We start from the raw sequence: 23,065 nt of genomic DNA, 5'->3' as shown, positions 1-23,065 counted from the left end.
CCGAGTGCGTCGGATTTTGTGGATGTTTCACGTTGAACATTCGGCCCGTCCTACCAGGGCACGGTCCCGGCTTCGTCGAACAGGCCGCCGGTCGGACCGTCGTCGGGGAGCGTGGCCAGCCTGATCGCGACCTTGGCACCGCTCGCCGGCGTCTCGTGCCCCTGGAACTCGTTGAAGTCGGTCGCGACGTAACCCGGGCAGACGCAGTTGACCTTGATGTCGGTGAGTTCCTTGGCGTACTGCACGGTGACGGCGTTCAGGAACGTCTTCGACGGCGTGTAGACCCCGTCGACGTCGACGAAGTCCACTTCCGGACTGGTCTGCAGGGTCAGCGACGACAGGTGGCTCGACTGGTTGACGATCCGCGGCCGTGCCGACCGCCGCAGCAGGGGCAGCATCGCGTTCGTGACCCGGACCACGCCGATCACGTTGGTGTTCAGGACCTTCCACAGGATCTCCGCGGTGGCGGCGGAAGGCGCCGTCGGCCACTGCCCGGCGATCCCCGCGTTGTTGACCAGCACGTCGAGGCGGCCGAACCGTTCCTCGACCAACGAGGCGGCGGAGGCCACGCTCTCGTCGTCGGTCACGTCCAACGGCACGAAGAACGCGTCGGCGCCGTTCGCCCGCAGTTTCTCCACGGCCTCCTCGCCACGCCGAGGGTCCCGCGCGCCGACTCCGACCGTCATCCCGAGCACGCCGAGGCCCGCCGCGATCTCGTACCCGATGCCCTTGTTCGCGCCTGTGACCAGCGCAATCGTCTGTTCGCTCATGCAGTCGATCGTCGTGCTGAACCGGTCCGAGACCAACACCACCTCGGTGTCGCAGCGATACCCGGCCGGTATGGATACGGTGGACGTCGTGGAGACACGAGAGCTCCGGTACTTCGTCGCGGTCGCGGAAGAGCTGCACTTCGGCCGCGCCGCCGAACGCCTCGGCATCGCCCAGCCACCGCTCTCCCGGACGATCGCCCAGCTGGAGCACCGGCTCGGCGTCGCGCTGCTGACGCGCACCAGCCGCAAGGTCTCGCTCACCGACGCCGGCGCGACCCTGCTGGCGGAGGGCAGGGCGATCCTCGGCGCGGTCGCGGCAGCCGAACGCCGGACCCGCGGCGCGGCCGTGAACAGGCCCTCGCTGGTGCTGGCCGCGAAGGCCGGCAGTTCCGGCGAGGTGCTGGCGAAGCTGCTCGACGCGTACGCCGCCGAACCCGGTGCCGTCCCCGTCGACGTCCTGCTGTGCGAGTCGAACACCCACGTCCCTCTGCTCGACGGACGGGCCGACGTCGCGCTGCTGCACGAGCCGTACGACCCGACGACCGGCTTCGACGTGGAGGTCCTGCACACCGAGGGGCAGGTCGCGGTGATGCCCGCGTCGCACCCCTTCGCGGGAACGTCCCGGCTGCGGACGGCGGACGTCTGCGACCTGGCCGACCACGTCCGCTGGCCGCGTCCGGACGGCACCTACCCGGACGGCCCCGGCATCGAGGTGCGCAACCTGACGCAGCTGTTCCAGATGATCGAGCTCGGCCGTGCCGTGGCGATCATGCCGGAAGCCGTCCGCGCGGGTCTGGCCGAAGGGCTGGTCGCGGTTCCCGTCGTGGACGCGCCGCAGGTGACGACCGTGATCGCGTGGCCGCCGCACAGCAGGTCACGCGCACTGGCCGACCTGGTGAGGGTGGCGACGGGGTTCAGCTGACCGGCGCGCGGCTGAGGACCACGGCGAGCCCGAAGGCGACACCCATGATCGTCACCTCCAGCACCGCCCACTGCACGATCGCGGTGACCTCGTGCCGGGAGATCCGCGGCAGCAACCGCCACCGGATGTGCGCGCCGAGCACCGCGATCACGCCCGTGCACACGGCCTTGCCGAGGAGCAGCAGGCCGTAGCCGGTGGTGAACAACGACTGCGGGAACGGCACGACCGGGTTGAGGACCAGCTCCAGCAACCCGTTGAACAGGCCCGTCACCGCCACCACGACCAGGCTGACGGTCGCGATCCCTGAGAACTTCGGCAGCGCGATCGCCAGCAGTCCCTTGCGGTAGGCGACCAGCGCCATCAACGCACCGAGCCCGCCCGTCCACGCGGCGGCGCCCAGCACGTGCAGCTCCATGGAGACCATCGAGTAGTCGTGGTACTTCCAGTTGGAGGCGTGCCCGGTCACCGGGATCGGCAGCAGCCCGAACATCGAGACGAGGATCCGCAGCTCGGCGGGCACGGACTCGCCGCTGCGCACGGCCATCACGCCGACCAGGACGTAGAGGAGCGCGCAGGAGGCGCTGAACAGCAGGCCCTTGCCGGCACCGACCGTGGCGACGTAGTCGACGGCGTTGCCGATGCTGACGTCGCTGCCCGGCCGCAGCTCGGCTGCCTGCAGCACGATCGACAACAGGGCCGTGACCACCCAGACGGCGGCGGCGGCGACCGCGGCCGGCCGGGCGATCCTCATGACCGGTTCGGTGTGCGTGGGCCGGGTGAAGCCGAGCAGCTTCGGCAGGATCGACAGGCCGACGACGACCGTCGCCGAGACGTCGAGCAGCACGCGCGTGACCGGAAGGCCGTACCGGACCGCCGCCCCGGCGTCGACGACCCCGGCGACCACGAGGGGTGGTGCCAGCACGAGGCCGAGCGCGATGCCCGCGAGCGCACCGAGGACGAGCCCGGCGAGCACGCGACAGGGGGAGGGGGCGGTGGTCCGGACGTCGCTCATGCCTTCGCGCCTCCGCCGCGCAGGGCGAAGAACACGCCACCGCCGAGCAGCACCACGGCGCCGACGATCCACACCCAGATGGGCAGGCCGTCGCCCGAACCCTGCTCACCGGTCGAGGCGTCGGCGTTCGCCGGCGTGGTGGGCGTGCCCGTGCCGTCCTTGGCCAGCGTGAACGTCAGCTCACCGGACACGGGGTGGCCGTCCGCGGACAGGATGCGGTAGCCGATCTTGTACTGCCCGGCCTTGCCGAGCGCGTTGACCTTCGCGGAGACCGAGTTGTCCTTGATCGTCGGGTCGCCCGCGACCTCGTAGTGGCCGCCGTTCGCGTCGACGACCGAGATCGTGTTGATGCCCTGGCCGCCCTGCACGTCCTGGTCGAACGTCAGCGTGACCGAGGACGGACCGGCGTCCAGCGACGTCTTGTCCTTGGGGTCGCTGCTGATCAGTGCGTTGTGCGCCGCCGCGGGGGCGGCCGTGGCGAGCACGGCCGCACCAGCGAACAGGAACGCGATTAGCGCTCGCTTCATGCCTTGCGCCTCGAACGCAGGATCGCGCCGACACCGAATCCCAGGCCGAGCGCGCCGACTGCCAGACCGGCGCCACCGAGGTAGCGGGCGGTGGAGTCGGAACCGGTGGCCGACGCCTCGTGCGTGTCGGCGGCGGTGTTCGCGGCCGGGGCCGTGCCGTGGCCGTGGTCGTCGGCACCGGCGGCCTTCGGGGCGAGCTTCAGCGCGGGCGCCGGGTGCTCCGGCTCCTTGCCGTCGGCACCGGCGGACTGGGCCCAGTCCACGACCTCGCCGTTCTCGTAGGTCTGCTTGGTCGGGAGCTCCAGCTTGTCCTTGCCCTCCGGCAGCGTGCCGAGGGCGACGAAGAACTCCTGGTACTCGTTGACGCCGATCTTCACACCGGGCTCGGCGGTCCAGGTGATGGTCCGATAAGCCTCGGTGATCTCCTTGCCGGCGACCGTCACGGGCTTGTCGAGCTTGCCCTTGACGACCTCGGCCTTCCAGCCGGCCAGCGGCTTGGTGCGCACCGACGTGAGCGGGGTGTCCTGCGGCAGGGTCACCTCGATCTTGGTGGTGCCTGCGTTGTCCCGCTCGTTCGGGACGCGGAACGCGAACGTGGCGCGGCCGCCCTGCGTGAACTCCGCGGGCTGGGCGCTGACGTGGGCGGAGGCGATGGTCGGGGTGCCGAGCACGGCGAACCCGGCAACGGCGACGACGGCGAGCGTGCGCACGCCGAATCGGTTGGTCGACATGAAGTTGTGGCTCCTGATTGCCAAAGGGGGTTCCAGCAGGGAATACGGATGATCAGGAGGCACAGGGCGGGCCACGCCGCCGATTCGCGCGCGCGATCTCCAGGTAGTGCGCGTTCTGGAGGTACGGCGTGCTGGTGAACGTCCGCACCGGCCGGGTGGCGGGCAGCGGCGTGAGCCTGCGGGGGATCAGGCGGGTGACGGCGGCGAACAGCCTGAACAGGGCGTTCTCGGCGTGGAACAGCAGCAGCCCGGTCAGCGTCGCGGCGACGAGGTGCGCCGCGAACATCGGCCAGGTGAGCGTGTTCATGTGCTCGTGGCTGACCCACGTCAGCAGGAGGTGCTGCGCGAGCTGGGCCGTGCCGAGCCCGGCCATGACCGAGAGCTTCCCGCTGCGCTTGTCGGCCAGCGATGCCGCCGCGAACGCGATCAACACCACCAGCGGCAGCGCGTGGACGAACTCGGACAGCTCGCCGCCACCCAGCCCGTGGGCGGCGATCGTGAGCGCGGCAGAAGTCGACGCGAGTGCGGCACCCCGGAGGAGGCGCAGCTCGTTCGACCGTGTACTCACGAGGATTGAGGGTAATCGGAGGAGTTTCGATCGGTCCACGAGCGGGTATTCGGGGCCGCATGACCGTTCAATGCGACAGGCCGGGCCGTACCGACCGGGTTGTGTTCGGCGTTGCCGCAGGTCTCACGCTTGCGTTCGTGACATGGGGGATCGTCGGAACAGACAGCCTGGCGGCCGCCTCGAAGGCGGCGCTCGGCTGGATCATCCAGAACCTCGGCTGGGCGTTCGTGATCTCGGCCTCCGGGTTCGTCGTCTTCGCGCTGTGGCTCGCGTTCAGCCGTTACGGCAGGGTCCCACTCGGCCGCGACGACGAGAAACCCGAGTTCAAGACGGTCTCGTGGGTCGCGATGATGTTCAGCGCCGGCATGGGCATCGGGCTCATGTTCTACGGCGTCAACGAGCCGCTGACCCACTACGTGAAGCCGCCGCCCGGCAGCGAGGGTGATCCCCTCGAGACCGCGATGGCCACCACGCTCTTCCACTGGACGCTGCACCCGTGGGCGATCTACGCCATCGTCGGCATCGCCATCGCGTACAGCAGCTTCCGCCGCGGCCGGTCCTCGCTGATCAGCTCCGCCTTCGCCCCGCTGCTGGGACGGCGAGCCGCGTCCGGCTGGGGCCGCGCCATCGACGTGATGGCGATCTTCGCGACCCTCTTCGGCTCGGCCACCTCGCTCGGTCTCGGCGCCCTGCAGATCGGCAGCGGGCTGGAGGCGGCCGGCTGGGCGGGCAACGTCGGCAAGGGCGTGCTCGTCGCGATCATCGCCGTGCTGACCGTGGCGTTCGTCGCGTCGGCCGTGTCGGGTGTCTCGAAGGGCATCCAGTGGCTGTCGAACACCAACATGGTGCTGGCCGTGGTGCTGGCGCTGTTCCTGTTCGTCGTCGGGCCGACGGTCTTCATCCTGAACCTGGTGCCGACGGCGCTGGGCGACTACTTCCGCGAGCTCGCGAACATGGCCGGCCGGACCGCCGCCTCGGGTGGTGACGCCACGGAGACGTGGCTCTCCGGGTGGACGATCTTCTACTGGGCGTGGTGGATCTCGTGGACGCCGTTCGTCGGCATGTTCATCGCGCGCATCTCGCGAGGCCGCACCATCAAGCAGTTCGTGGCGGGCGTGATCCTGGTGCCGTCCGCGGTGTCGCTGGTGTGGTTCGCGATCCTCGGCGGGACGGCGATCTTCGAGCAGCGGTCCGGCGTCGACCTCGCTGGTCAGTCCACTCCGGAGTCGCAGCTCTTCTCGCTGCTCGACCAGTTCCCGCTGGCGGCCGTCGCCGGTGTCGTCGTGATGGTGCTGGTGGCGATCTTCTTCGTGTCCGGCGCCGACGCCGCGTCGATCGTGATGGGAACGCTCTCGCAGGAGGGCACGATCCAGCCGAAGAAGCCGGTCGTGGTCTTCTGGGGCGTGCTGACCGGTGCCGTCGCCGCGGTGATGCTGCTGGTCGGCGGGTCGGACGCGCTGACGGGGCTGCAGAACCTGACGATCATCGCGGCGCTGCCGTTCATGGTCGTGATGATCGGTCTGTGCTTCTCGCTGGCCAGGGACCTGCGGTCGGACCCGATGATCAGGCGCGAGGAACGCGTCGCCGAGGTGATGGAGGAGGTCACCGCCCACCTCGACCCCGGTCAGGTGGTCGAGGAGGCGGCGGTCAAGGCCGTGGCCGAGGTGACCGGGAAGGCACCCGACGTCAGCGCACGTTCAGGCGCCTGAGCAGTTCCTGCTCCAGCATCTCCAGATCCGTCCCGACGGCGCGGTGCGCTGCTTTGCGCCGGGCCGCCGGCATGCGTTCCGACGCGCGCACTGCCGCGAGCAGTTGAGTGAGCCGCGCCTCGGTCTTCGAAACCCAATCGGAATCCGACGTGCGCAAAGTCTCGAGCGACTCCGAGAAGCCGACAATTCGCGCGTGCAGGCGTGCGCCGTATCCGGAGTACCTGCCGATGTCCTTGACGTCGATGCCGAGCCTGCGCGCCCGATACCGGTCGTACTGCTCGCTCAAAACCCCAGCTCCGCGCGCGAGCACCGGGGCCAGCACCGGAATGAGCGCGGGCGCCACCACCTTCGCGACACCGACCAGGCTCTTGGCCCTGCTGGGTGTGAAGCCGGTCTTCACCTTGCGCGCCATTCGGGTACACCTCCTCCGTCACGTGAAACTTACTGTCCAGGTTGCCCGCACATCCCATCGACGCGCGACATACCCTGCTTACCGTGACTTTCCAGGTGCAGCTAGACGCCGGCGTGGTCACTCGTTGTCGGCGGCGGGTGCACCTCGAAAACGATCCGGAGATGCGCGACGCCCCCAAAGCGGCGCCGGATCCGGCATCGGAACAACGGAAAGCGGACGCGGCGAACCACCGCCGCGCGGTGGCGGACGCGCTCGGCCGAATCGTCGGCTCGAATCTCTTCGAGGTCCCGAACGGCCCGGACGTGCGCAGTGCCGACCGCGAACGCGTGACGCTGGCCGCGATGGAAATGGGCGCGCCGTACATCTGGGGCGCCGCGTTGCCGCGTGATCCCCGCGGCGGCCGCAGAGGCGGAATCGACCTGCTCGTCAAGGACACCACCGGGTACGTGCCGGTGCTCGTGGTCCGGCACAAGATCACCGATCCCGGTCACGGCGCCCGCACGAGCCCGTTGACGATGCCGTTGCCCGACGGCAGCCGCTCGGACCCGTTGCGCAAAGTCCGCCCCCAGCCCCGCGACCAGCTGCGGCTGGCCCACGCCCAGCGCCAGCTGCAGGCCGCCGGGTACGCCCGCAGCGGCCGCGCGACCGGCGGCGTGATCGGCATGGACGCCGATGTCGTGCTGTGGCACGACCTGGAGGCGCCGACGTGGCCCGGCGGCCGCACGGCGCTGGCCGAGTACGACGCGCGGTTCTCGGACCGGCTCTCCGTCGCGCTGGCCGCGGCGAACGAGAGGGAACCGCTGGCCCGCCCGTCGCGCATCGTCGACTGCAAGACCTGCCCGTGGTGGCCGACCTGCGACAGCGACCTCAAGCGGGGCAGGGACGTCAGCCTCGTCGTGCGCGGCGAGGACGCCGTGGCGCTGCGCAGGATCGGCCTGTCCACAGTGGACGCCCTGGCCGAGCTCGACCCGTCGGCGGAAGGCCCGGTCCAGCTGGTCGGCATGCCGTTCGGCGACGCGGTGGTGCTGGCCCGCGCCTGGCTGCGCGACCTGACCCTGGTGCGCCGCGTGCCCGAGATGAACGTGCCGCGCGCGGACGTCGAGGTCGACGTCGACATGGAGAGCTTCGGCGACCTGGGCGCGTACATGTGGGGCTGCCTGTTGTCCGGCAAGGACATCGACGAGGACCACGGCTACCGCGCCTTCGTGACGTGGGACGCGCTGCCGTGCGACGACGAGGCCCGCTCGTTCGCCGAGTTCTGGACCTGGCTGACCGGCATCCGCCTCCGCGCCAAGGCACGCGGCCTGTCGTTCCGCGCCTACTGCTACAACGAGCTGGCCGAGAACCGCTGGCTCCTGGCGTCGGCGGAACGGTTCGCCGGCAAGCCAGGCGTCCCGACCACCGCGCAGGTCAAGGAGTTCATCGGCTCGGACGCCTGGGTCGACCTGTTCGGCATCGTCCGCGAGCAGTTCCTGTGCGCCCACGGCAAGGGCCTGAAGATCATCGCTCCGGCGGCGGGTTTCTCGTGGCGCGACCCGGAGGCGGGCGGCGAGAACTCCATGCGCTGGTACCGGGCGGCCGTGGGGCTCAACGGCGACGCGCTCGACATGGACCAGCGCCAGCGCCTGCTGGAGTACAACGAGGACGACGTCCGGGCCACCCATCGCCTGCGCGAGTGGATGACCTCGGACGCCATGTCCAAACTGCCGTACGCCGGAGACCTCTAGCGGGGTGCCATGCGGAGAGCGCCGTCCATGCGGATGACCTCGCCGTTGAGGTAGTCGTGCTCGACGAGCGAGACCGCGAGCTGCGCGTACTCGGACGGCTGTGCCAGGCGCTTCGGGAACGGCACCCCGGCCGCGAGGCCCGCGCGGAACTCGTCGGACACCGTGGCGAGCATCGGGGTGTCGACGATGCCGGGCGCGATGGTCAGGACGCGGATGCCGACGTTCGACAGGTCGCGCGCGGCCGGGAGGGTCATGCCGACCACGCCGCCCTTGGACGAGGCGTAGGCGACCTGGCCGATCTGGCCGTCGAACGCGGCGATGGAGGCGGTGTTGATGATGACGCCGCGGGCGCCGTGCTCCAGCTCCTCGGTCTTGCCCATCGCGGCGGCGGCCAGGCGCAGCACGTTGAAGGTGCCGATGAGGTTGACCTCGATGACCTTCCGGTACAGGTCGAGGTCGTGCGCGCCGCTCTTGCCGACCGTGCGGGACGACGGGCCGATGCCCGCGCAGCTCACCGTGATGCGCAGCGGAGCGCCGGAGCCGGCCGCGGTGTCGACGGCGGCCTGGACCTCTTCGCCCGAGGTCACGTCGGCCGGCAGGTAGGTGACGTTCTCGATCGTGTCGGCCTTCTCGATGGCGCCGGGCAGGTCGAGCGCGAACACCTGCGCTCCACGCGCCGCCAGCGCCCGTGCGGTCGCGCCGCCGAGGCCGGACGCGCCGCCGGTGACGATGGCCGCGGTACCCGAGATCTCCATGCCTTCACCCTCCTCGAAGCGAGCTGCTCGCGAGGAGGTTAACGCTCGTTACCTCGAGGTCAGCGGTCGGTCCAGTGGAGCAGCGCCACCAGGGGCACCGCCGCCACGAGTGCGAGGCCGACGAAGATGGTCGCGATCATGAGAATTCCCATGCCTTGAACTGTGCCGTTCGAGCGTGTTCGAAACATCGGCCGCGCCGGTAGACCTCTGGTAGGAGATCTGTCACGGTCGGCTACGACCAAAGTCGCACGGAGATCTCCGGGCTGAGCCGGGGTCACCCGCCTGCCGGACCACCGCGGCGGCACTGCTCCGTTCGGTCCTGGGGCGTGCGTCACTCGGAGTCACGCAATTTAGTTAGCGTCGCATACCTTTATGGGGTGTTCACCACGCGCCCCGAACTCGTCGGCACCTTCGGCATGGTCGCTTCGACCCACTGGCTGGCCTCGGCGGCGGCCATGTCCGTACTCGAGGACGGCGGCAACGCCTTCGACGGTGCGGTCGCCGCCGGTTTCGTGCTCCAGGTCGTGGAACCGCACCTCAACGGCCCCGGCGGTGAGGTCCCGATCATCTTCGCGCCCGCCGGTGGCAACCCGCGCGTGCTGAACGGGCAGGGCGTCGCGCCCGCCGGTGCGACGATCGAGCACTACACCGGGCTGGGCCTTCCGCTCGTGCCCGGCAGCGGTCTGCTGGCCGCCACCGTGCCCGGAGCATGGGACGGATGGCTCACCCTCCTGCGTGACCACGGCACCAAGACGTTGCGCGAAGTGCTGGACAAGGCGATCGGCTACGCGCGCGACGGGTTCCCGCTCGTCGAACGCGCCGTGTACACCATCTCGCTGGTCCAGGACCTCTTCCGCGACCACTGGCCCACCTCCGCCGCGCAGTGGATGCCCGGTGGCGTGCTGCCGGCGCCCGGCGGCCGGTTCCGCAACCCGAAGCTCGCTGACACCTGGGAGTGGCTGCTCGCCGCCGGTGAGGCCGCTGGCTCCGACCGCGAAGCGCAGATCGAGGCCGCGCGCCGCGCCTGGTCGCAGGGCTTCGTCGCCGCGCAGGTCGACGAGTTCGCCCGCACCGAGTTCCGCGACGACTCCGGGCGCGACCACGCCGGTGTGCTGACCGGCGCCGACATGGCGGACTGGGAGGCGTCCTACGAGGACGCGCTGATCGTCGACTTCGACGAGTGGTCGCTCGTCAAGGCCGGCGCCTGGACGCAGGGACCCGTTCTGGCGCAACAGCTGCGGCTGCTGGAGGGCTACGACCTGTCCTACGTGGACGGAAAGCCGACCGCGGAGACGATCCACCTCGCCGTCGAGGCGGCCAAGCTGGCGTTCGCCGACCGGGAGGCCTGGTACGGCGACGTCGGCGACGTCCCGCTGGAGACCCTGGTGTCGCGCGCCTACGCCGCCGAGCGCCGCAAGCTGATCTCCGACACCGCGTCGTTCGAGCTGCGGCCGGGCTCGCCCGGTGGCCGGGAACCGCTGCTGCCGCAGCACGTCCTGCGCGGTGCGCCGACCGGTGGACCGCTCGACGCGATGGGCGCGATCGGCGAGCCGACGGTGGAGCGGTCGGGCGCGACCCGCGGCGACACCGTGCACGTGGACGTCGTCGACCGCTGGGGAAACATGGTCTCGGCGACCCCGTCCGGCGGCTGGCTGCAGTCGTCGCCGACGATCCCGTCGCTCGGCTTCTGCCTGGGCAGCCGCGCCCAGATGTTCTGGCTCGACAAGGGCTTGCCGAACTCGCTGGCCCCCGGCAAGCGCCCGCGGATCACGCTGTCGCCGTCGATGGCCCTGCGCAACGGCGAGGCGGCGCTGGCCTTCGGCACGCCCGGCGGCGACCAGCAGGACCAGTGGCAACTGGGCTTCTGGCTGGCGCACCGGGCGGGCCTGAACCTGCAGGAGGCGATCGACTCGCCGATGTGGCACTCGAACGCGTTCCCGAGCTCGTTCTACCCGCGCGCCTGGACGCCGGGAGAACTGGTCATCGAGTCACGCGCCGGGGTGGACGTCCTGGATGCGTTGCGTGCGCGTGGCCACCAGGTCGTGGACGCCGGCGAGTGGACCCTCGGCCGGATGTCGGCCGTGGCGAGGGACGCAGCCGACGGGCTCCTGCGCGCCGGCGCCAACCCGCGTGGCGCGCAGGGGTACGCGGCAGGCCGCTGATCAGCGACCGGCGACCTCGTCGACGTAGTGGGTGACGCCCAGGCGGTCGGCGAAGGTGTTCACCACGGTGCTGCCGGCGAAGTCCGCGGCGCCGGCGAGCGTGTCGGCGCCGTTGACGAGGTCCGTCGCGGACGGGCTCGCGCTCGCGGTGCCCGCCATGGCGGCGATCGCACCCGCGGCGAGACCGGCGGAAGCGAGGATCTTCTTGATGCTCAAGGCTTTGCGCTCCTAAGAGATCGGTGGAGAAAAGAGGAACGGCGCCCGATTCGAGGGGGAGGGAATCGGGCGCCGCCCCGGCCAGGAAGTACCGGGTGGATCAGATGTCGACGTGCGCGAAGCCGTTCGGGTCGCCCTGCGGCTCGCTCAGGCCGAGCAGCGTCGCGGCCGGAAGGCCGTTGCTGCCCGCGTCGACGTTCTCCACGAGCGCGGTCACGTCGCCGTCGAGCCCGTTGATCGCCTGGATCTTGCCGTCGACGTCCGAGGTGTCGACCTGGGCCAGCTCGCCCACGGTCGCGACCTCACCCAGCTGACCACCGATGTCGGGCTGCGTGTGCGCGGTGGCGTCCACGGTGTCAGCGTGCGCGATGCCACCCAGGCCGAGCATGACGGTTGCGCTGCCGAGGGCGACAGCGGCCCCCGCGACGGTCTTCCTGAGGTTCATGGGCGCGAACGTCCCGTGTTCCGACCCTCTACATCAAGCTGCGTAACTCAGGAGTGGGAACTTCTTCATCCCTTGGTGGGATTCCACTCCATTCCGACCGTGCACACCCGATCCCCGTCACGCCACACGGAGATCGCGAACGTGCCCGCTTTCGTTTCGGTGCGGGCCAGGAAGTCGTACGCGCATTCGAGGGTGTAGCGCCGCCGCCACTCCTCGCCTTTCTTTATGTACCAACCGTGGTCGACGACTTCTTCGACCAGTTCGAGGTCCAGCGCACCGCCGGGCTTGCGGCGGCGGTACTCGATGCGGTGGAAGTGGTCCATGACCAGCACGTTCCTCACCGCACCCGGTGAGTGAGAGTCTCAAACTCCGCATCCGGCGCGTAGCGTTCTCGTTCGTGTCCGAACCCACGTTCCGGCAGAAACGCCTCGGGGATGCGTTGAAGTTCCTGCGCGAGCGAGCGGGGCTGACGCAGAAGGAAGCCGCGATGCGGCTGAGCTACAACGTGCCGAAGCTCAGCCGCATCGAGAACGGCCAACTGCCCGACATCCACGCGCTCAGGGCAATGCTCGATCTTTACGGCGTCATCATCGCCGAGGAGGAGCCGTACCTGCAGCTGTACGAACTCGCCGCGGAGAGGGGATGGTGGACAGAGTTCGGTCCGAACAACGTCGGTTACATCAACCTGGAGCACGACGCGTCGGAGATCTGGGACTTCCAGGCGACGTTCATTCCCGGACTGTTCCAGGACGAAAGCTACATCCGGGAGGTCTTCGACAAGGGGCCGATCAAGAGATCGGTGAAGTGGGTCAACGACGAGACGGCCAAGCGGCTGCGGCGCAAGGCGCGGCTGTTCGGGGACCGGCCGTTGACGTACCGCGTGATCATCAGCGAGCACGCACTCCGGCACGCCTCCCGCAGCCAGCTGGTGCACGTCCACGAGATGTGCGCCCTGCCGAACGTGACCGCTCAGGTCCTGCCCGACTCCGCCCCGCTGCACGACGGCAGCTTCACCATCATCGAGTTCCCCGACCCGAAGTACCCGAAGATCCTCTACGTCGAGCACGTGGGCGGGGCCATCACCGATGAGGACCTGGAGAAGGTCCAGGCGGCTAAGCTGGCCTTCAAGCGTCTCTCGAAGCTGGCGCTGACCCCCGACGAGTCCGCTGCGTGGATCGAGAGGCTGGCCGCCGAGAGGTAGGGACTGTGTGGCGCAAGAGCAGTCGCAGCAATGGCAATGGCGAAGCCAACTGCGTCGAGGTTGCGCTGAACGGCTCAGCCGCGCGCGTGCGCGACTCCAAGAACCGGGCGGAATCCGTCGTCGCCGCGCCCGGATGGGCGGCGTTCATCGGCGCCGTGAAGCGCGGCGACTTCGAGAACAGGTGACTACGCGATGGCTCCCGGCGGGAGCTTCAGCTTGAACGGCAGCGTCGTCACGACGGCCAGGTCCGACGCTGTCGCCTTCATGAGCATCGGAGCGTTGCGAGCGCCGGGTTCCGGGAGGTCGAGCAGCCTGTCGACGGCTTCGACCAACGGGCCCTCGTAGATCCACACGGCCTGGGCGGGACGGGCCGAGTCGCGCACCGCGGGCAGACGCCCTGCGCGCGCCTCGGTCTCTGACCAGAACAGGATCGAGTCGATGAACCCTCTGCGCTGTTTGAACGCCATGATGCGGTCGAGCTGCCCGGCGTCGTCCCTCAGGTGGAGGAACTGAAACCCGTTCTCGCGCAGCTCGATGACCTTGCTCAGTGCGTGGTCCATGGCGCACCTACCCCTGTGGGGTCACCTTTGGGGTGACCGTTCAGTCATACGACCCGAAAGGATCGTACGGTACGTCGAAGTTCGTCGTAAGCCGTAGTCCGAAAGAGTTATCTCAATTGGTCGAGGCTTGTGGCTGAGGGTAATCATTCCCCTTCTTGGCAGGGGAAACGGCCAGGACGGCCGCTACGGTTCGCGTCAGGAACGCCAAACCACCTAATGTGACTAACGTCACGCTGATCCACATGAGTGCCTCCGAGTGGTGGCCTACACCCAAAGTAGACGTGTAGCACTCGCGTGCGGTTGCAACTCGCACCGACGCGCGTTTTTGACAGAACACCTGCGAGAGATCTCACGGCTCCGTCAAACCACGTCGGTTCGGCGATCTCCTGTGCGACGATCGGCGCTCAAGTGTTCGAGCTGATCAAGGGCGGTTCGGGGATGTTCGTTCGCCGGGTTGCGGTCGTCGGGGCCGGGTACGTCGGACTCACGTCTGCCGCCTGCCTCGCGTCGCTGGGGCACCAGGTCGTCTGCGCGGACATCGACGAGAAGAAGGTCGAGCAGCTCCGCAGGGCCGAGGTCCAGATCTTCGAGCCGGGGCTTCCCGAGCTGGTCCAGGAAGGTCTGGCCGCCGGGCGGCTGGAGTTCGTCGTGGGCGTGCGCAACGCCGTGGAGGACGCCGAGGTCGTCTTCCTCTGCGTGCCGACGCCGATGGGCGAGGGCGGCGCGGCCGACCTCAGGGCCGTCGAAGCCGCGGTCGCCGAGATGAAGGACCTGCTCGCGCCCGGCACGGTCGTGGTCAACAAGTCGACGGTCCCCGTCGGCACGGCGGCCCGCGTGTTGGAGCTGCTCCAACGCGACGACGTCTTCGTGGCGAGCAACCCGGAGTTCCTGCGCGAGGGCAGCGCGGTCAAGGACTTCATGCACCCCGACCGGATCGTCGTGGGTTCCGACGCCCAGAACGCCGCCGAACGCGTCAGCGCCCTCTACGCCCGCCTGGGCGCGCCGACGGTCCTCATGGACGCCGCCAGCGCCGAGCTCGTCAAGTACAGCGCCAACTGCTTCCTCGCCATGAAGCTCAGCTACGTCAACGCCATGGCCGAGCTGTGCGAGCGGCTCGGCGCGGACATCGCGAACGTCACCGAGGGCATGGGCTTCGACCAGCGCATCGGGCAGTCGTTCCTGCAGCCGGGTCCTGGCTGGGGCGGGTCGTGCCTGCCGAAGGACACCCACGCGCTGCTGCAGATCGCCGAGGCGGCGGGCCACGACTTCGAGCTGCTCACCGCCACGATCAACACCAACGAGAAGCAGAGCCGGCTGATCATCAGCAAGGTCGCGAACGCGGTCGGCGGCGACCTGAAGGGCAAGAAGCTCGGGTTGCTCGGCCTCGCGTTCAAGGCGGGCACGAACGACCTGCGCGACTCGCCGGCGTTGAAGATCGCGAAGATGCTCAAGGCAGAGGGCGCCGACCTGGTCGCCTACGACCCGGCGATCCCGCAGCAGGTCGACGGCGTCACGGACGACGTGACAGTGGTGGACGACGTGCAGCAGGCGGCGAAGGACGCGAGCGCCCTCGTCGTGCTGACCGAGTGGCCGCAGTTCCGCTCGCTCGACTGGGCGGCGCTCGCCGGGACGATGACCGGTCAGGTCGTGGTGGACACCCGCAACCTGCTCGACGTCGACGTCCTGACGCGCGCCGGCCTCACGTCACACGGAGTCGGTCGATAGGGCGGAGTTCGCCGAGAACCACTCGATGGTCCTGGTCAGGCCGTCGCGCAGACCGACCTGGGGCTCCCAGCCCAGCAACGCCCGCGCGCGGCTGATGTCCGGCTTGCGCTGCGTCGGGTCGTCGGTCGGCAGGTCCGAGTACTCCAGGCTCACCGAGACGCCCGTCAGGTCGCCGACGATCTGCGCCAGCTCCAGGACGGTGATCTCCTGCGGGTTGCCGAGGTTGACCGGGCCGAGCTCGCCCTTGAGGTCCGCCAGCGCGAAGATGCCGCGGACCAGGTCGCCGACGTAGCAGAAGCTGCGGGTCTGCTGGCCCGTGCCGTAGACGGTCAACGGCTTGCCGCTCAACGCCTGGTGCACGAAGTTGGAGACCACGCGGCCGTCCGTCGCGTGCAGGCGCGGGCCGTAGGTGTTGAAGATGCGCACGACGCCGACGTCGAGCAGGCCCATGCGGTGGTACGCGCCGAGCATGGCCTCGGCGTAGCGCTTGGACTCGTCGTAGACGCTGCGCGGGCCGATCGGGTTGACGTTGCCCCAGTACTCCTCGGGCTGCGGGTGCACCTGCGGCTCGCCGTAGACCTCGCTGGTCGACGCCTGGATCAGGCGCGCGCCCTTCGCGATCGCCAGCTCGGCGACCTTCTTCATGCCGGTCGAGCCGACCTCCAGCGTCTCCAGCGGACGCTCGAGGAACCTCGGCGGCGACGCGGGGGAGGCGAAGTTCAGCACGAGGTCGACGGGACCCTCGACGGTCCACTCGCCGCAGATGTCCGCCTCGATGAACTCGAAGCGCGGCTCGTCCGCGTACCTCGTGACGTTGTCCGTGAGCCCGGAGGAGAAGTCGTCCACGACCACGACCGACCAACCGCGGTCGAGCACCGCGTCTACCAGGTGCGATCCGATGAACCCTGCACCACCGGTGACCACTGCGCGCATGGCGTGAACCAACCCCTCCCCCAGGACCAAAGACACGTTCGAGTGAAACCTAGGCTACGAGCAGTCAGCCCTAGGCGTTTTGCGACTCCCAGTTGCTGAGCCACACGTCACGCGCCTCGCGTTCGCTGCGGATGTTCGACAGCCAGTCACCGAGGACGTCGACCTGCAGTTCCAGCGCGCCGGACATGAGGCGCGGGCAGCTCTCCCGGACGGCGTCGAAGCCCGCGTCCTGGGAGATGTTCGTGAGGCTGAGCATCGAGGTCGCCGACTGCCGGTAGCGACCGACGACCGTCTGCACGTGCGCCGCGTGTCCACCACTCTCGGCTACCCGGCACCAGAGCTCGTAGTCCTCCCATCCGTGAAGACGGCGGTCGAGCGTGTAGCCCTCGAGCTTCTCCAGCGTCGTGGCCTTGATCAACGCCATGGCGTCGATGTAGTTGCCGTAGCGCAGCCGCCACGGCTCCCACGGCCAGACGCCCATCAGCCCGACCGGACCGGTCGAGTCGAACCGCTGCAGCACGCCGTACGCGAACGACGCGTCCGGGTCGGCGTCGATCGCGGCCACCAGGCGTTCGAGGCCCGTCGGCACGATCGCGTTGTCCGAGTCGAGCACGAACACGAGCTCACCGCGCGCGTGCCGGATCGCCTCGTTGCGCGAGCGCGGCAGGCCCCGGTTGACGGGGTGCCGCACCAGCGTCATGGGAATGTGCGGGCTCTTGTCCATCCACCGGCGCACGGTGGCGTTCGAGCCGTCGGTGGAGCAGTCGTCGACGACGATGATCTCCAGGTCGCCGTACGTGCCGGACGCGGCGGACTCCAGCGCCTCCACGACGTACGGCTCGTGGTTGTACAGCGCCATGATCACCGAGACGCGCGGCGTGCGGCGGTCCCACGCGGGCGTGCGGTGGTCGACGACCGGCGTCGGGTCGATCGCCGGGTCCGTCGAGACGCGCCGGCGCAGGTCGATGATGTCGAGGCGGATCTCGCGGATCGCCTGGCGCACCGCGTCGATGCTCTCGGGCTCGCGCTCCCAGGACGGCGTGATCTTCTGCCGGAACGGCTGCGTGCGGCTCGGGCCGAGCTTCAGCCGGTGGCCCTCGTGGGACTCGCGCAGGTCCTGCGCCACCGACACGAGCTTCTCGACGCCGGCGGAGAACGGGTTCTCCTTGATCAACGCGTAGGCGTTGCGGCGCAGCGTGTTCAGCCTGTCCTGGTCCTCCAGCAGCGACGCCAGCGCGTGCGGCAGCGACGACAGCGCGGAGAACACCAGGTGCTCGTTGTGCCGGAACGGCTCGGTGTGCAGCGACGTCTCGGACAGCATCACCGCACCGCAGTGCGCGGCCTCGGCGGCGCGCAGCCACTCGAAGTACGGCTCGTCGGCCTGGTGGATGTTGACCAGGACCTTGGTGCCCGCCAACAGCTCCCGCTTGCGCTCGCCCGTGACGAACGCGGCGTGGTCGCCGGTGTTCGGGGCGGCGTTGTCCGAGAGGATCAGGCGGCTGCGGCGCGACCACAGCTGCCGGCCGATCTTCGAGAGAGCGTGCTCACGGCGCGGGGTGGCGCAGCCCATGAAGAGGACGTCGAGCTCGTGGTCCTCGGCGTCCGGCACGAACCTGTCCCAGGTGGGCGTCCAGCCGAACCGCAGGTGCTCCGCGGAGATGCCCTGCGCCCGGTAGCGCTTGACCGACAGCGTGCTGAAGTCGAAGACGGCGCCGAGCTTGTGTCCGTAGTAGACGTTCGTGTCGAAGTGCGACGACGACGGCTGCTCGGCGGTGATGCCGATGCAGCGCACGGCCAGGCGCGGGTCCTCGAGGAACTGGCCGCCCTCCAGCACCGCGTACTCGTGCGTCGGCAGCAGGACGAAGACGTCGTCCGGTTCGGTGTCCACGACGGATGTGACGACGTCGGCCGTCACGCCGAGACGGGTGGCCTCGTCGACGATCGCCTCGGCCAGCTCGTGGAAGAACGCGTTCTGGAACCGCGACTGGACGACGCGCAGGCGCAGGTCAGCCATTCTTGCCGCCCTTGAGCGCGCCGGTCGCCTTGCGCAGCGGGGCCGTGACGCGCCACGACGTCGAGCGCTCCAGGTCGTCGATCTTCTCCTGCAACGTCGTGCGCCAGTGCAGGTGCTGGCGGATCTCGTCGTCCAGCCTGCGGTTGAGGCGGTCGTTGTCGCGCGCGTACTCGGCGAGCAGCGTCGTGGCCTCGTCGAGCGCGGTGAGGCGTTCGGCGGCCTTGGCCAGCTCGGCGTACTCGTTCTTGATGTCGTGCAGCTCCTGCGCCACCACGTACTCGCGGCGGCGGGACTCCTCGAGCTCGGCCATCGCCTTGCCCAGCGCCTCCTCGAGACCGGTCGCGACCGACTCGGCGCGCTCGCGGGCGGCCTTCTGCTCGTCGGCGAACCGCAGGCTGCGCTCCAGCTGGTCCGCGGCGGGGTCGGCCGCGCTGACGACCTGGCTCAGGGGGTGGCGTGCGGTGCCACCCTTCGCCCTGGTCCTCGTGGCGGCCGTGATCGCGGCCTTGAGGTGCGTGACCAGTGATTCCCCGGAGTAGTGCTCGCGGATCCACTCGCGGTAGGTGCGGCGTTCCTCGACGGACGGCTCCTGCGCGAACACCGCGGCCGCCTTCTCGACGATCGCGAGCACGTCGGCGTCCTCGACGGCGTGCGTGCCGGGAGCCTCGAACAGCTCGGCGCCACCGCCCGCCGGGTAGCCGATCACGACGCAGCCCGCGGCCAGCGCCTCCGCGACGGGCAGGCCGAAGCCCTCGTCACGGCCGAGCGCGATGAACACCGACGCGTTCGCGAGCTCGTCGGCGACCTCCTGCTCGCTGACGTCGTCCAGCGACACGACCTCGATGCCGGCGAAACGCTTGTCGTTCTTGAACAACGCGGTCAGCACGGCCGCCTCGCGCGGGCGCTTGCGGGGCAGCAGCACGACCTTGCGCGCGCGCTCCTCGTCGAAGCGGTACAGCTCGGTGTCGATCACGTACGGCACCAGGTGCACCTTGAGCTTGGGGTGCAACGCGGTCAGCACGTCCACGCTCATCCTGGACCCCGCCCACACCTGCGGCGCGGGCTTCCACGCCGGGTAGTCGGGACCGCTGAAGTTGTCGTACGTGTAGTAGTGGTTCTGGTTGAAGACGACCTTGCGGACGCCGGGGGCCGGGTCGAACCCGTCCAGCACCATCACCTCGGGCACGACCAGGACGTCGTCGGGGCCCAGTTCGCAGGTCTCACCGGTGATCACCGGCGCGGTCGAGGAGAACCACCCGGCCTGGAAGCCCTCGGCGAGGTGCCACACCTTGGCGTCGAAGCCGGTGCGCTCGGCGAGCTCCGCGTGCCGGTACATCGCGCGCACGCCACCCGACGGCTCGGTGACGTCCGGGACTACGTACACGACCTGGCGAGTCATGGTCGACATCAATCCCCTCGTGGGTCTGGCATAGCCTGTCGCCGTCGAACGGAGGACAAGCGGTGACGATCCTGGTTACCGGCGGTGCGGGCTACGTCGGCTCGCACGTCGTGCACGCCCTGGCCGAAGCCGGGCGCGACGTGGTCGTGGTGGACGACATGCGCACGGGCTCGCCCGCGGCCGTACCGTCCGGCACCCCCGTACACCCTATCGACGTCACCGACACGGCGAAGCTGGAACAGGTCATCCGGGAGCACGGTGTGACGGCCTGCATCCACCTGGCGGGCCTGAAGAACCCCGGTGAGTCCATGAAGGACCCCGGCCTGTACTTCCACAACAACGCGACCGGCACGTTGTCCGTGCTGAACGCCCTGGTGTCCACGGGTGTCCGCGACCTGGTGTTCTCGTCGTCCTGTTCGGTCTACGGCGCCGCGGAGACGTTGCCGATCACCGAGAACAGCCCGTTGCAGCCCATCAGCCCGTACGGCCACAGCAAGCTCGTGGGCGAGCGGATGATCGAGGCGTACGGGAACGCTCACGGCCTGCGCTGGATGTCGTTGCGCTACTTCAACGCGGCCGGAGCGGCGCTCGACGGCAGCATCGGCGAGGACTGGGGCCCGACGCACAACCTGGTGCCACTGCTGGCGAAGGCGGCTCTGGGAGCGCGTCCACCGGTGACGTTGTTCGGCAGCGACTACCCGACCGAGGACGGCACCGCCGTGCGGGACTACACGCACGTGGTCGACCTGGCCGAGGCGCACGTCCTGGCGCTGGGGCATTTGCGGGAGGGCGGTTCTTCCGCCGCTCTGAACCTGGGCACCGGCACCGGGTACTCGGTGCTGCAGGTCGTGAAGGGGCTGGAGGAGGTCGCGGGCCGGCCGTTGCCGGTGACCTTCGGCGACCGGAGGCCGGGGGACCCGCCCGCGGTGTGGGCGGATCCTGCCCGTGCCTTCGACGTGCTGGGCTGGCGTGCCAGGCTCGGTCTGCCCGAGATCCTCGCCACCGCGTGGCGGTGGCACGCCAGCACCGCTCACTTGGCGGGGTAGTTCTTCTCGATGGCGGTGACGACCTTGTCGGCGCCGCTGTCCATCGCGGCCTTCGTCTTGCCGCGGACCTCGACCCGCACCAACGACTTGTTCGAGACGTAGAAGATGCGCGAGTCGAACGGCGCGTCCGGCACGTCGGTCGCCTTCTCCGACACCATCGAGGGCAGCTGCTTCGGACCGGTGGTGGCCGTGAAGCCGTAGCCCTTCTGCAGCTCGGAGAGAGCGTCGGCCGCGGTCTTGGCCGCCGCGCCGTCCGTGCAGGTGAAGACGTGGACCTGGGTGAACCAGTCGTCCGCGAAGAGCACCTGGGACATGCCGTTCTCAGCGCCGCACGTGGTCAGCAGACCCGCCTCGTCCGGGCTGAACTGGGACTTCTCCTTCGACGCCTTCTCCACCGTCACGGGACCGGTGTTGGCGGCGTCGACCTTGCCCGACAGGCCGTTGAGCGGCAGCTTGGGGCCGGCGCTCGACGACGTGGTGCTGGGCGGCGGCGCGGTGCTGCTGGTGGCCGTGTCGTCGTTGGACTTGCTACCGGCCGTGAACCACCAGATGCCACCACCGATCAGGGCGAGCACCAGCACGACACCGATGATCGCGAAGATCTTGCCCTTGCCCCCGCCACCACCGGACTCGTCGAAGACCTCGGGCCCGTGGCTCCAGCTGGGCGGCTGGTTGATCTGGTCGAAGTCACCGCCGAGCCAGGGCGGCGGCGCGGCCTGCTGCTGGGGCTGACCCCACCCGCCCTGCTGGGGCTGGACGGGCGTGACGAACTGCGTGCGTTCCGCATCGCCACCACCATTGCGCGGGCTCCCGGGCACCACCTGCGTGGCGTCGGGGTTCGGGTTCTGCTGTGGTTGCTGCTGCTGAGGCGGCGGCTGCTGCCCCTGAACGTTCACGACCTGCGTGCGGTCCGAGGTGTTCGGCGGCTGCGCCTCCCACTTGAACGGCGGGGCAAAAGGCCCGCTCTGAGGATTCTGGACAGGCCCGCCGCCGGCCGACCCGGAGAGGACCTCGTCCCGGCGGCGTCGGTAGTCGTCAGCCGAGATCCGACCAGAGGCGAGTTCGTTGTCGAGCTTCTGCAGCTCGTCTTGCCAGGTCACCCCTGGCACCCCCTTCCGCGCGAACATGAGACTCGGACATTGTGCCCGTGCCCATATATCCGTTCGTGCTGGCCTCTCAAGTCGTGACCTGGTTGTGGCGCTTCACACCGGCGTATTGGTCTCGCGGCGTGGTTTTTGGTCGGGAAACCGCAGGTCGTGGGGGCTTGGTGCGTTGCGCTGGGTGTCCTCCTCGCCCACGGTGTTCCCCGGCTGCCCGCTCCTGCCGCGCTTCCCGTCCGGTCATGGGACCGCTGTGTTCGGCATGGGCATGTCACGTCGGGCTGACCTGAACGCGCACAACGGCTGATCTGCAGCAGACCAGCCGTTGTTGGGCTATTTGCCGTAGTGGTAGCGGCATGCGGCGATCCGGATCTCATCGCCTGCGACCTTGTAGACCAGTCGATGTTCGTCGGTGATGCGGCGCGACCAGTAGCCCTGGAAGCCGTGCTTGAGAGGCTCGGGCTTGCCGATGCCCTCGTTGCCGTTCCGCTGGATGTCCTTGATCAGATCATTGATCCGCTTGAGGACCTTGCGGTCCTCGGTCTGCCACCAGAGGTAGTCGTCCCAGGGCAGCTCGTCCCAGACCAGCTTCATTCGACGAGGTCGTGCTGCGATCCGCCGCCGGACTCCAGTCGCTCGATGGACGTGATCAAACGTCGTGCGTTCTCCGGGCTGCGAAGCAGGTAAGCGGTTTCCTTGAGCGACTGGTAGTCGTCAAGGGACACGATCACGACCGGTTCGTGCCCAGCACGGGTGATCACGACCTCTTCGCGGTCGTTCACCACGGAGTCGAGCGTCTCGGCGTACTTCGCACGAGACTCGGAGTAACTCATGGTCTTCACCAGCACCCTCCCTTCGACGTACAAGATACTGTACGTCCGCGGCTGGCGATCGACAAGGCTCAGGCACGTGTCAGATCTGGTCGATCTGCGCGTAGCTGGGATCCTGGGGTGTCGCTTCGCTCACAAGCTGCCGACGTGACTGACGCGCTGATCCCCAAGTACGAAGAGCTGCGCTGGGCGACGATCGTGGCCGTGCGCGCTTTGGGCGGCTCCGGCTCCAACGACGAGATCGTCGAGAAGGTGGTCGAGCAGGAGCAGTTCACGGAAGCGCAGCAGCAGGTGCTCCACG

At 69.2% G+C, this 23,065-nt stretch carries 25 protein-coding genes; 8 read left to right on the top strand and 17 right to left on the bottom strand.

The features are described 5' to 3' along the window. Positions 1-50: 50 nt before the first annotated feature. Positions 51-770, bottom strand: coding sequence for an SDR family oxidoreductase (locus VM306_RS22975; protein WP_325518430.1), 720 nt, complete (start codon positions 768-770; stop codon positions 51-53). Between the two features lie 88 nt (positions 771-858). Here VM306_RS22975 and VM306_RS22970 point away from each other — a divergent pair, with 88 nt between their 5' ends. Then, positions 859-1,692 (top strand): LysR family transcriptional regulator, encoded by an 834-nt coding sequence (locus VM306_RS22970; protein ID WP_325518428.1) that lies wholly within the window; start codon positions 859-861, stop codon positions 1,690-1,692. Here VM306_RS22970 and VM306_RS22965 read toward each other — a convergent pair. Genes VM306_RS22965 through VM306_RS22950 form a run of 4 tightly spaced genes read right to left on the bottom strand, consistent with a single transcriptional unit; the run spans position 1,685 to position 4,530 of the window. Next, on the bottom strand, positions 1,685-2,704 hold the full coding sequence (locus tag VM306_RS22965) for a copper resistance D family protein (protein ID WP_325518426.1): 1,020 nt from the start codon (positions 2,702-2,704) through the stop codon (positions 1,685-1,687). The genes VM306_RS22970 and VM306_RS22965 overlap by 8 nt on opposite strands. Next, positions 2,701-3,231, bottom strand: a complete 531-nt coding sequence (locus VM306_RS22960; protein ID WP_325518424.1) for a copper resistance CopC family protein — start codon at positions 3,229-3,231, stop codon at positions 2,701-2,703. The genes VM306_RS22965 and VM306_RS22960 overlap by 4 nt, the downstream gene beginning before the upstream one ends. After that, entirely contained in the window at positions 3,228-3,962 is a 735-nt protein-coding gene (locus VM306_RS22955) for a YcnI family protein (protein WP_325518422.1), read from the bottom strand. Before VM306_RS22955 ends, VM306_RS22960 begins: the two co-directional genes overlap by 4 nt. 52 nt (positions 3,963-4,014) lie before the next feature. After that, positions 4,015-4,530 carry a hypothetical protein gene (locus VM306_RS22950; RefSeq protein WP_325518420.1) on the bottom strand — a complete coding sequence of 172 codons (516 nt, stop codon included), beginning with the start codon at positions 4,528-4,530 and terminating at the stop codon, positions 4,015-4,017. A gap of 59 nt (positions 4,531-4,589) precedes the next feature. On the opposite strand from VM306_RS22950, the gene VM306_RS22945 reads away from it, so the two are divergent. Continuing rightward, positions 4,590-6,239 (top strand): BCCT family transporter, encoded by a 1,650-nt coding sequence (locus VM306_RS22945; RefSeq protein ID WP_325518418.1) that lies wholly within the window; start codon positions 4,590-4,592, stop codon positions 6,237-6,239. Here the strand turns inward: VM306_RS22945 and VM306_RS22940 are convergent. Further along, complete coding sequence (locus tag VM306_RS22940; RefSeq protein ID WP_325518417.1) at positions 6,217-6,651, bottom strand: DUF6474 family protein; 435 nt, start codon at positions 6,649-6,651, stop codon at positions 6,217-6,219. The genes VM306_RS22945 and VM306_RS22940 overlap by 23 nt on opposite strands. Positions 6,652-6,734: 83 nt before the next feature. Between VM306_RS22940 and VM306_RS22935 the strand changes: the two genes are divergently transcribed. Next, on the top strand, positions 6,735-8,378 hold the full coding sequence (locus tag VM306_RS22935; protein ID WP_325518415.1) for a TM0106 family RecB-like putative nuclease: 1,644 nt from the start codon (positions 6,735-6,737) through the stop codon (positions 8,376-8,378). On the opposite strand, the gene VM306_RS22930 is transcribed toward VM306_RS22935, so the two are convergent. Next, on the bottom strand, positions 8,375-9,133 hold the full coding sequence (locus VM306_RS22930) for an SDR family NAD(P)-dependent oxidoreductase (RefSeq protein ID WP_325518413.1): 759 nt from the start codon (positions 9,131-9,133) through the stop codon (positions 8,375-8,377). The genes VM306_RS22935 and VM306_RS22930 overlap by 4 nt on opposite strands. A gap of 377 nt (positions 9,134-9,510) precedes the next feature. Between VM306_RS22930 and VM306_RS22925 the strand changes: the two genes are divergently transcribed. Beyond that, the gene (locus VM306_RS22925; protein ID WP_325518411.1) at positions 9,511-11,295 is read left to right on the top strand and encodes a gamma-glutamyltransferase family protein; all 1,785 of its coding nucleotides are present in this window, start codon (positions 9,511-9,513) and stop codon (positions 11,293-11,295) included. Here VM306_RS22925 and VM306_RS22920 read toward each other — a convergent pair whose 3' ends face one another. From VM306_RS22920 to VM306_RS22910, 3 genes are all read right to left on the bottom strand, one after another. After that, positions 11,296-11,511, bottom strand: coding sequence for a hypothetical protein (locus tag VM306_RS22920; protein WP_325518410.1), 216 nt, complete (start codon positions 11,509-11,511; stop codon positions 11,296-11,298). 100 nt (positions 11,512-11,611) lie between these two features. Beyond that, positions 11,612-11,956: a hypothetical protein gene (locus VM306_RS22915; protein ID WP_325518408.1), complete on the bottom strand. Its 345-nt coding sequence runs from the start codon at positions 11,954-11,956 to the stop codon at positions 11,612-11,614. 65 nt (positions 11,957-12,021) lie between these two features. Continuing rightward, a complete protein-coding gene (locus VM306_RS22910) occupies positions 12,022-12,297 on the bottom strand; it encodes a hypothetical protein (protein ID WP_325518406.1) in 276 nt (91 codons plus the stop codon). 56 nt (positions 12,298-12,353) lie between these two features. On the opposite strand from VM306_RS22910, the gene VM306_RS22905 reads away from it, so the two are divergent. Further along, the gene (locus tag VM306_RS22905) at positions 12,354-13,157 is read left to right on the top strand and encodes a helix-turn-helix transcriptional regulator (RefSeq protein ID WP_325518404.1); all 804 of its coding nucleotides are present in this window, start codon (positions 12,354-12,356) and stop codon (positions 13,155-13,157) included. A gap of 5 nt (positions 13,158-13,162) precedes the next feature. After that, a complete protein-coding gene (locus VM306_RS22900; protein WP_325518402.1) occupies positions 13,163-13,342 on the top strand; it encodes a DUF397 domain-containing protein in 180 nt (59 codons plus the stop codon). On the opposite strand, the gene VM306_RS22895 is transcribed toward VM306_RS22900, so the two are convergent. Then, positions 13,343-13,717, bottom strand: coding sequence for a hypothetical protein (locus VM306_RS22895; protein ID WP_319967199.1), 375 nt, complete (start codon positions 13,715-13,717; stop codon positions 13,343-13,345). It abuts the gene before it with no gap. Positions 13,718-14,125: 408 nt separating this feature from the next. Here VM306_RS22895 and VM306_RS22890 point away from each other — a divergent pair, with 408 nt between their 5' ends. Then, the gene (locus VM306_RS22890; protein ID WP_325518396.1) at positions 14,126-15,442 is read left to right on the top strand and encodes a UDP-glucose/GDP-mannose dehydrogenase family protein; all 1,317 of its coding nucleotides are present in this window, start codon (positions 14,126-14,128) and stop codon (positions 15,440-15,442) included. Here the strand turns inward: VM306_RS22890 and VM306_RS22885 are convergent. The 3 genes from VM306_RS22885 to VM306_RS22875 form a co-directional block, all read right to left on the bottom strand. Then, positions 15,422-16,375, bottom strand: a complete 954-nt coding sequence (locus VM306_RS22885) for a UDP-glucuronic acid decarboxylase family protein (RefSeq protein ID WP_325518394.1) — start codon at positions 16,373-16,375, stop codon at positions 15,422-15,424. The two genes, VM306_RS22890 and VM306_RS22885, sit on opposite strands and share 21 nt — an antisense overlap. 70 nt (positions 16,376-16,445) lie before the next feature. After that, a complete protein-coding gene (locus VM306_RS22880; protein ID WP_325518392.1) occupies positions 16,446-18,389 on the bottom strand; it encodes a glycosyltransferase family 2 protein in 1,944 nt (647 codons plus the stop codon). Then, entirely contained in the window at positions 18,382-19,797 is a 1,416-nt protein-coding gene (locus VM306_RS22875) for a glycosyltransferase (RefSeq protein ID WP_325518390.1), read from the bottom strand. The genes VM306_RS22880 and VM306_RS22875 overlap by 8 nt, the downstream gene beginning before the upstream one ends. A gap of 53 nt (positions 19,798-19,850) precedes the next feature. Between VM306_RS22875 and galE the strand changes: the two genes are divergently transcribed. Then, positions 19,851-20,834: a UDP-glucose 4-epimerase GalE gene (gene galE, locus VM306_RS22870; RefSeq protein ID WP_325518388.1), complete on the top strand. Its 984-nt coding sequence runs from the start codon at positions 19,851-19,853 to the stop codon at positions 20,832-20,834. On the opposite strand, the gene VM306_RS22865 is transcribed toward galE, so the two are convergent. The 3 genes from VM306_RS22865 to VM306_RS22855 form a co-directional block, all read right to left on the bottom strand. After that, a complete protein-coding gene (locus VM306_RS22865; protein ID WP_325518386.1) occupies positions 20,819-21,934 on the bottom strand; it encodes a hypothetical protein in 1,116 nt (371 codons plus the stop codon). The genes galE and VM306_RS22865 overlap by 16 nt on opposite strands. 333 nt (positions 21,935-22,267) lie before the next feature. Continuing rightward, on the bottom strand, positions 22,268-22,528 hold the full coding sequence (locus VM306_RS22860) for a Txe/YoeB family addiction module toxin (RefSeq protein ID WP_325518384.1): 261 nt from the start codon (positions 22,526-22,528) through the stop codon (positions 22,268-22,270). Then, on the bottom strand, positions 22,525-22,767 hold the full coding sequence (locus tag VM306_RS22855) for a type II toxin-antitoxin system prevent-host-death family antitoxin (protein ID WP_325518454.1): 243 nt from the start codon (positions 22,765-22,767) through the stop codon (positions 22,525-22,527). Before VM306_RS22855 ends, VM306_RS22860 begins: the two co-directional genes overlap by 4 nt. Positions 22,768-23,065 lie beyond the last annotated feature (298 nt).

The sequence above is a fragment of the Lentzea sp. genome (assembly GCF_035525475.1).
GTDB lineage: Bacteria > Actinomycetota > Actinomycetes > Mycobacteriales > Pseudonocardiaceae > Lentzea.
This window is presented reverse-complemented; position numbering and strand designations above follow the sequence as displayed.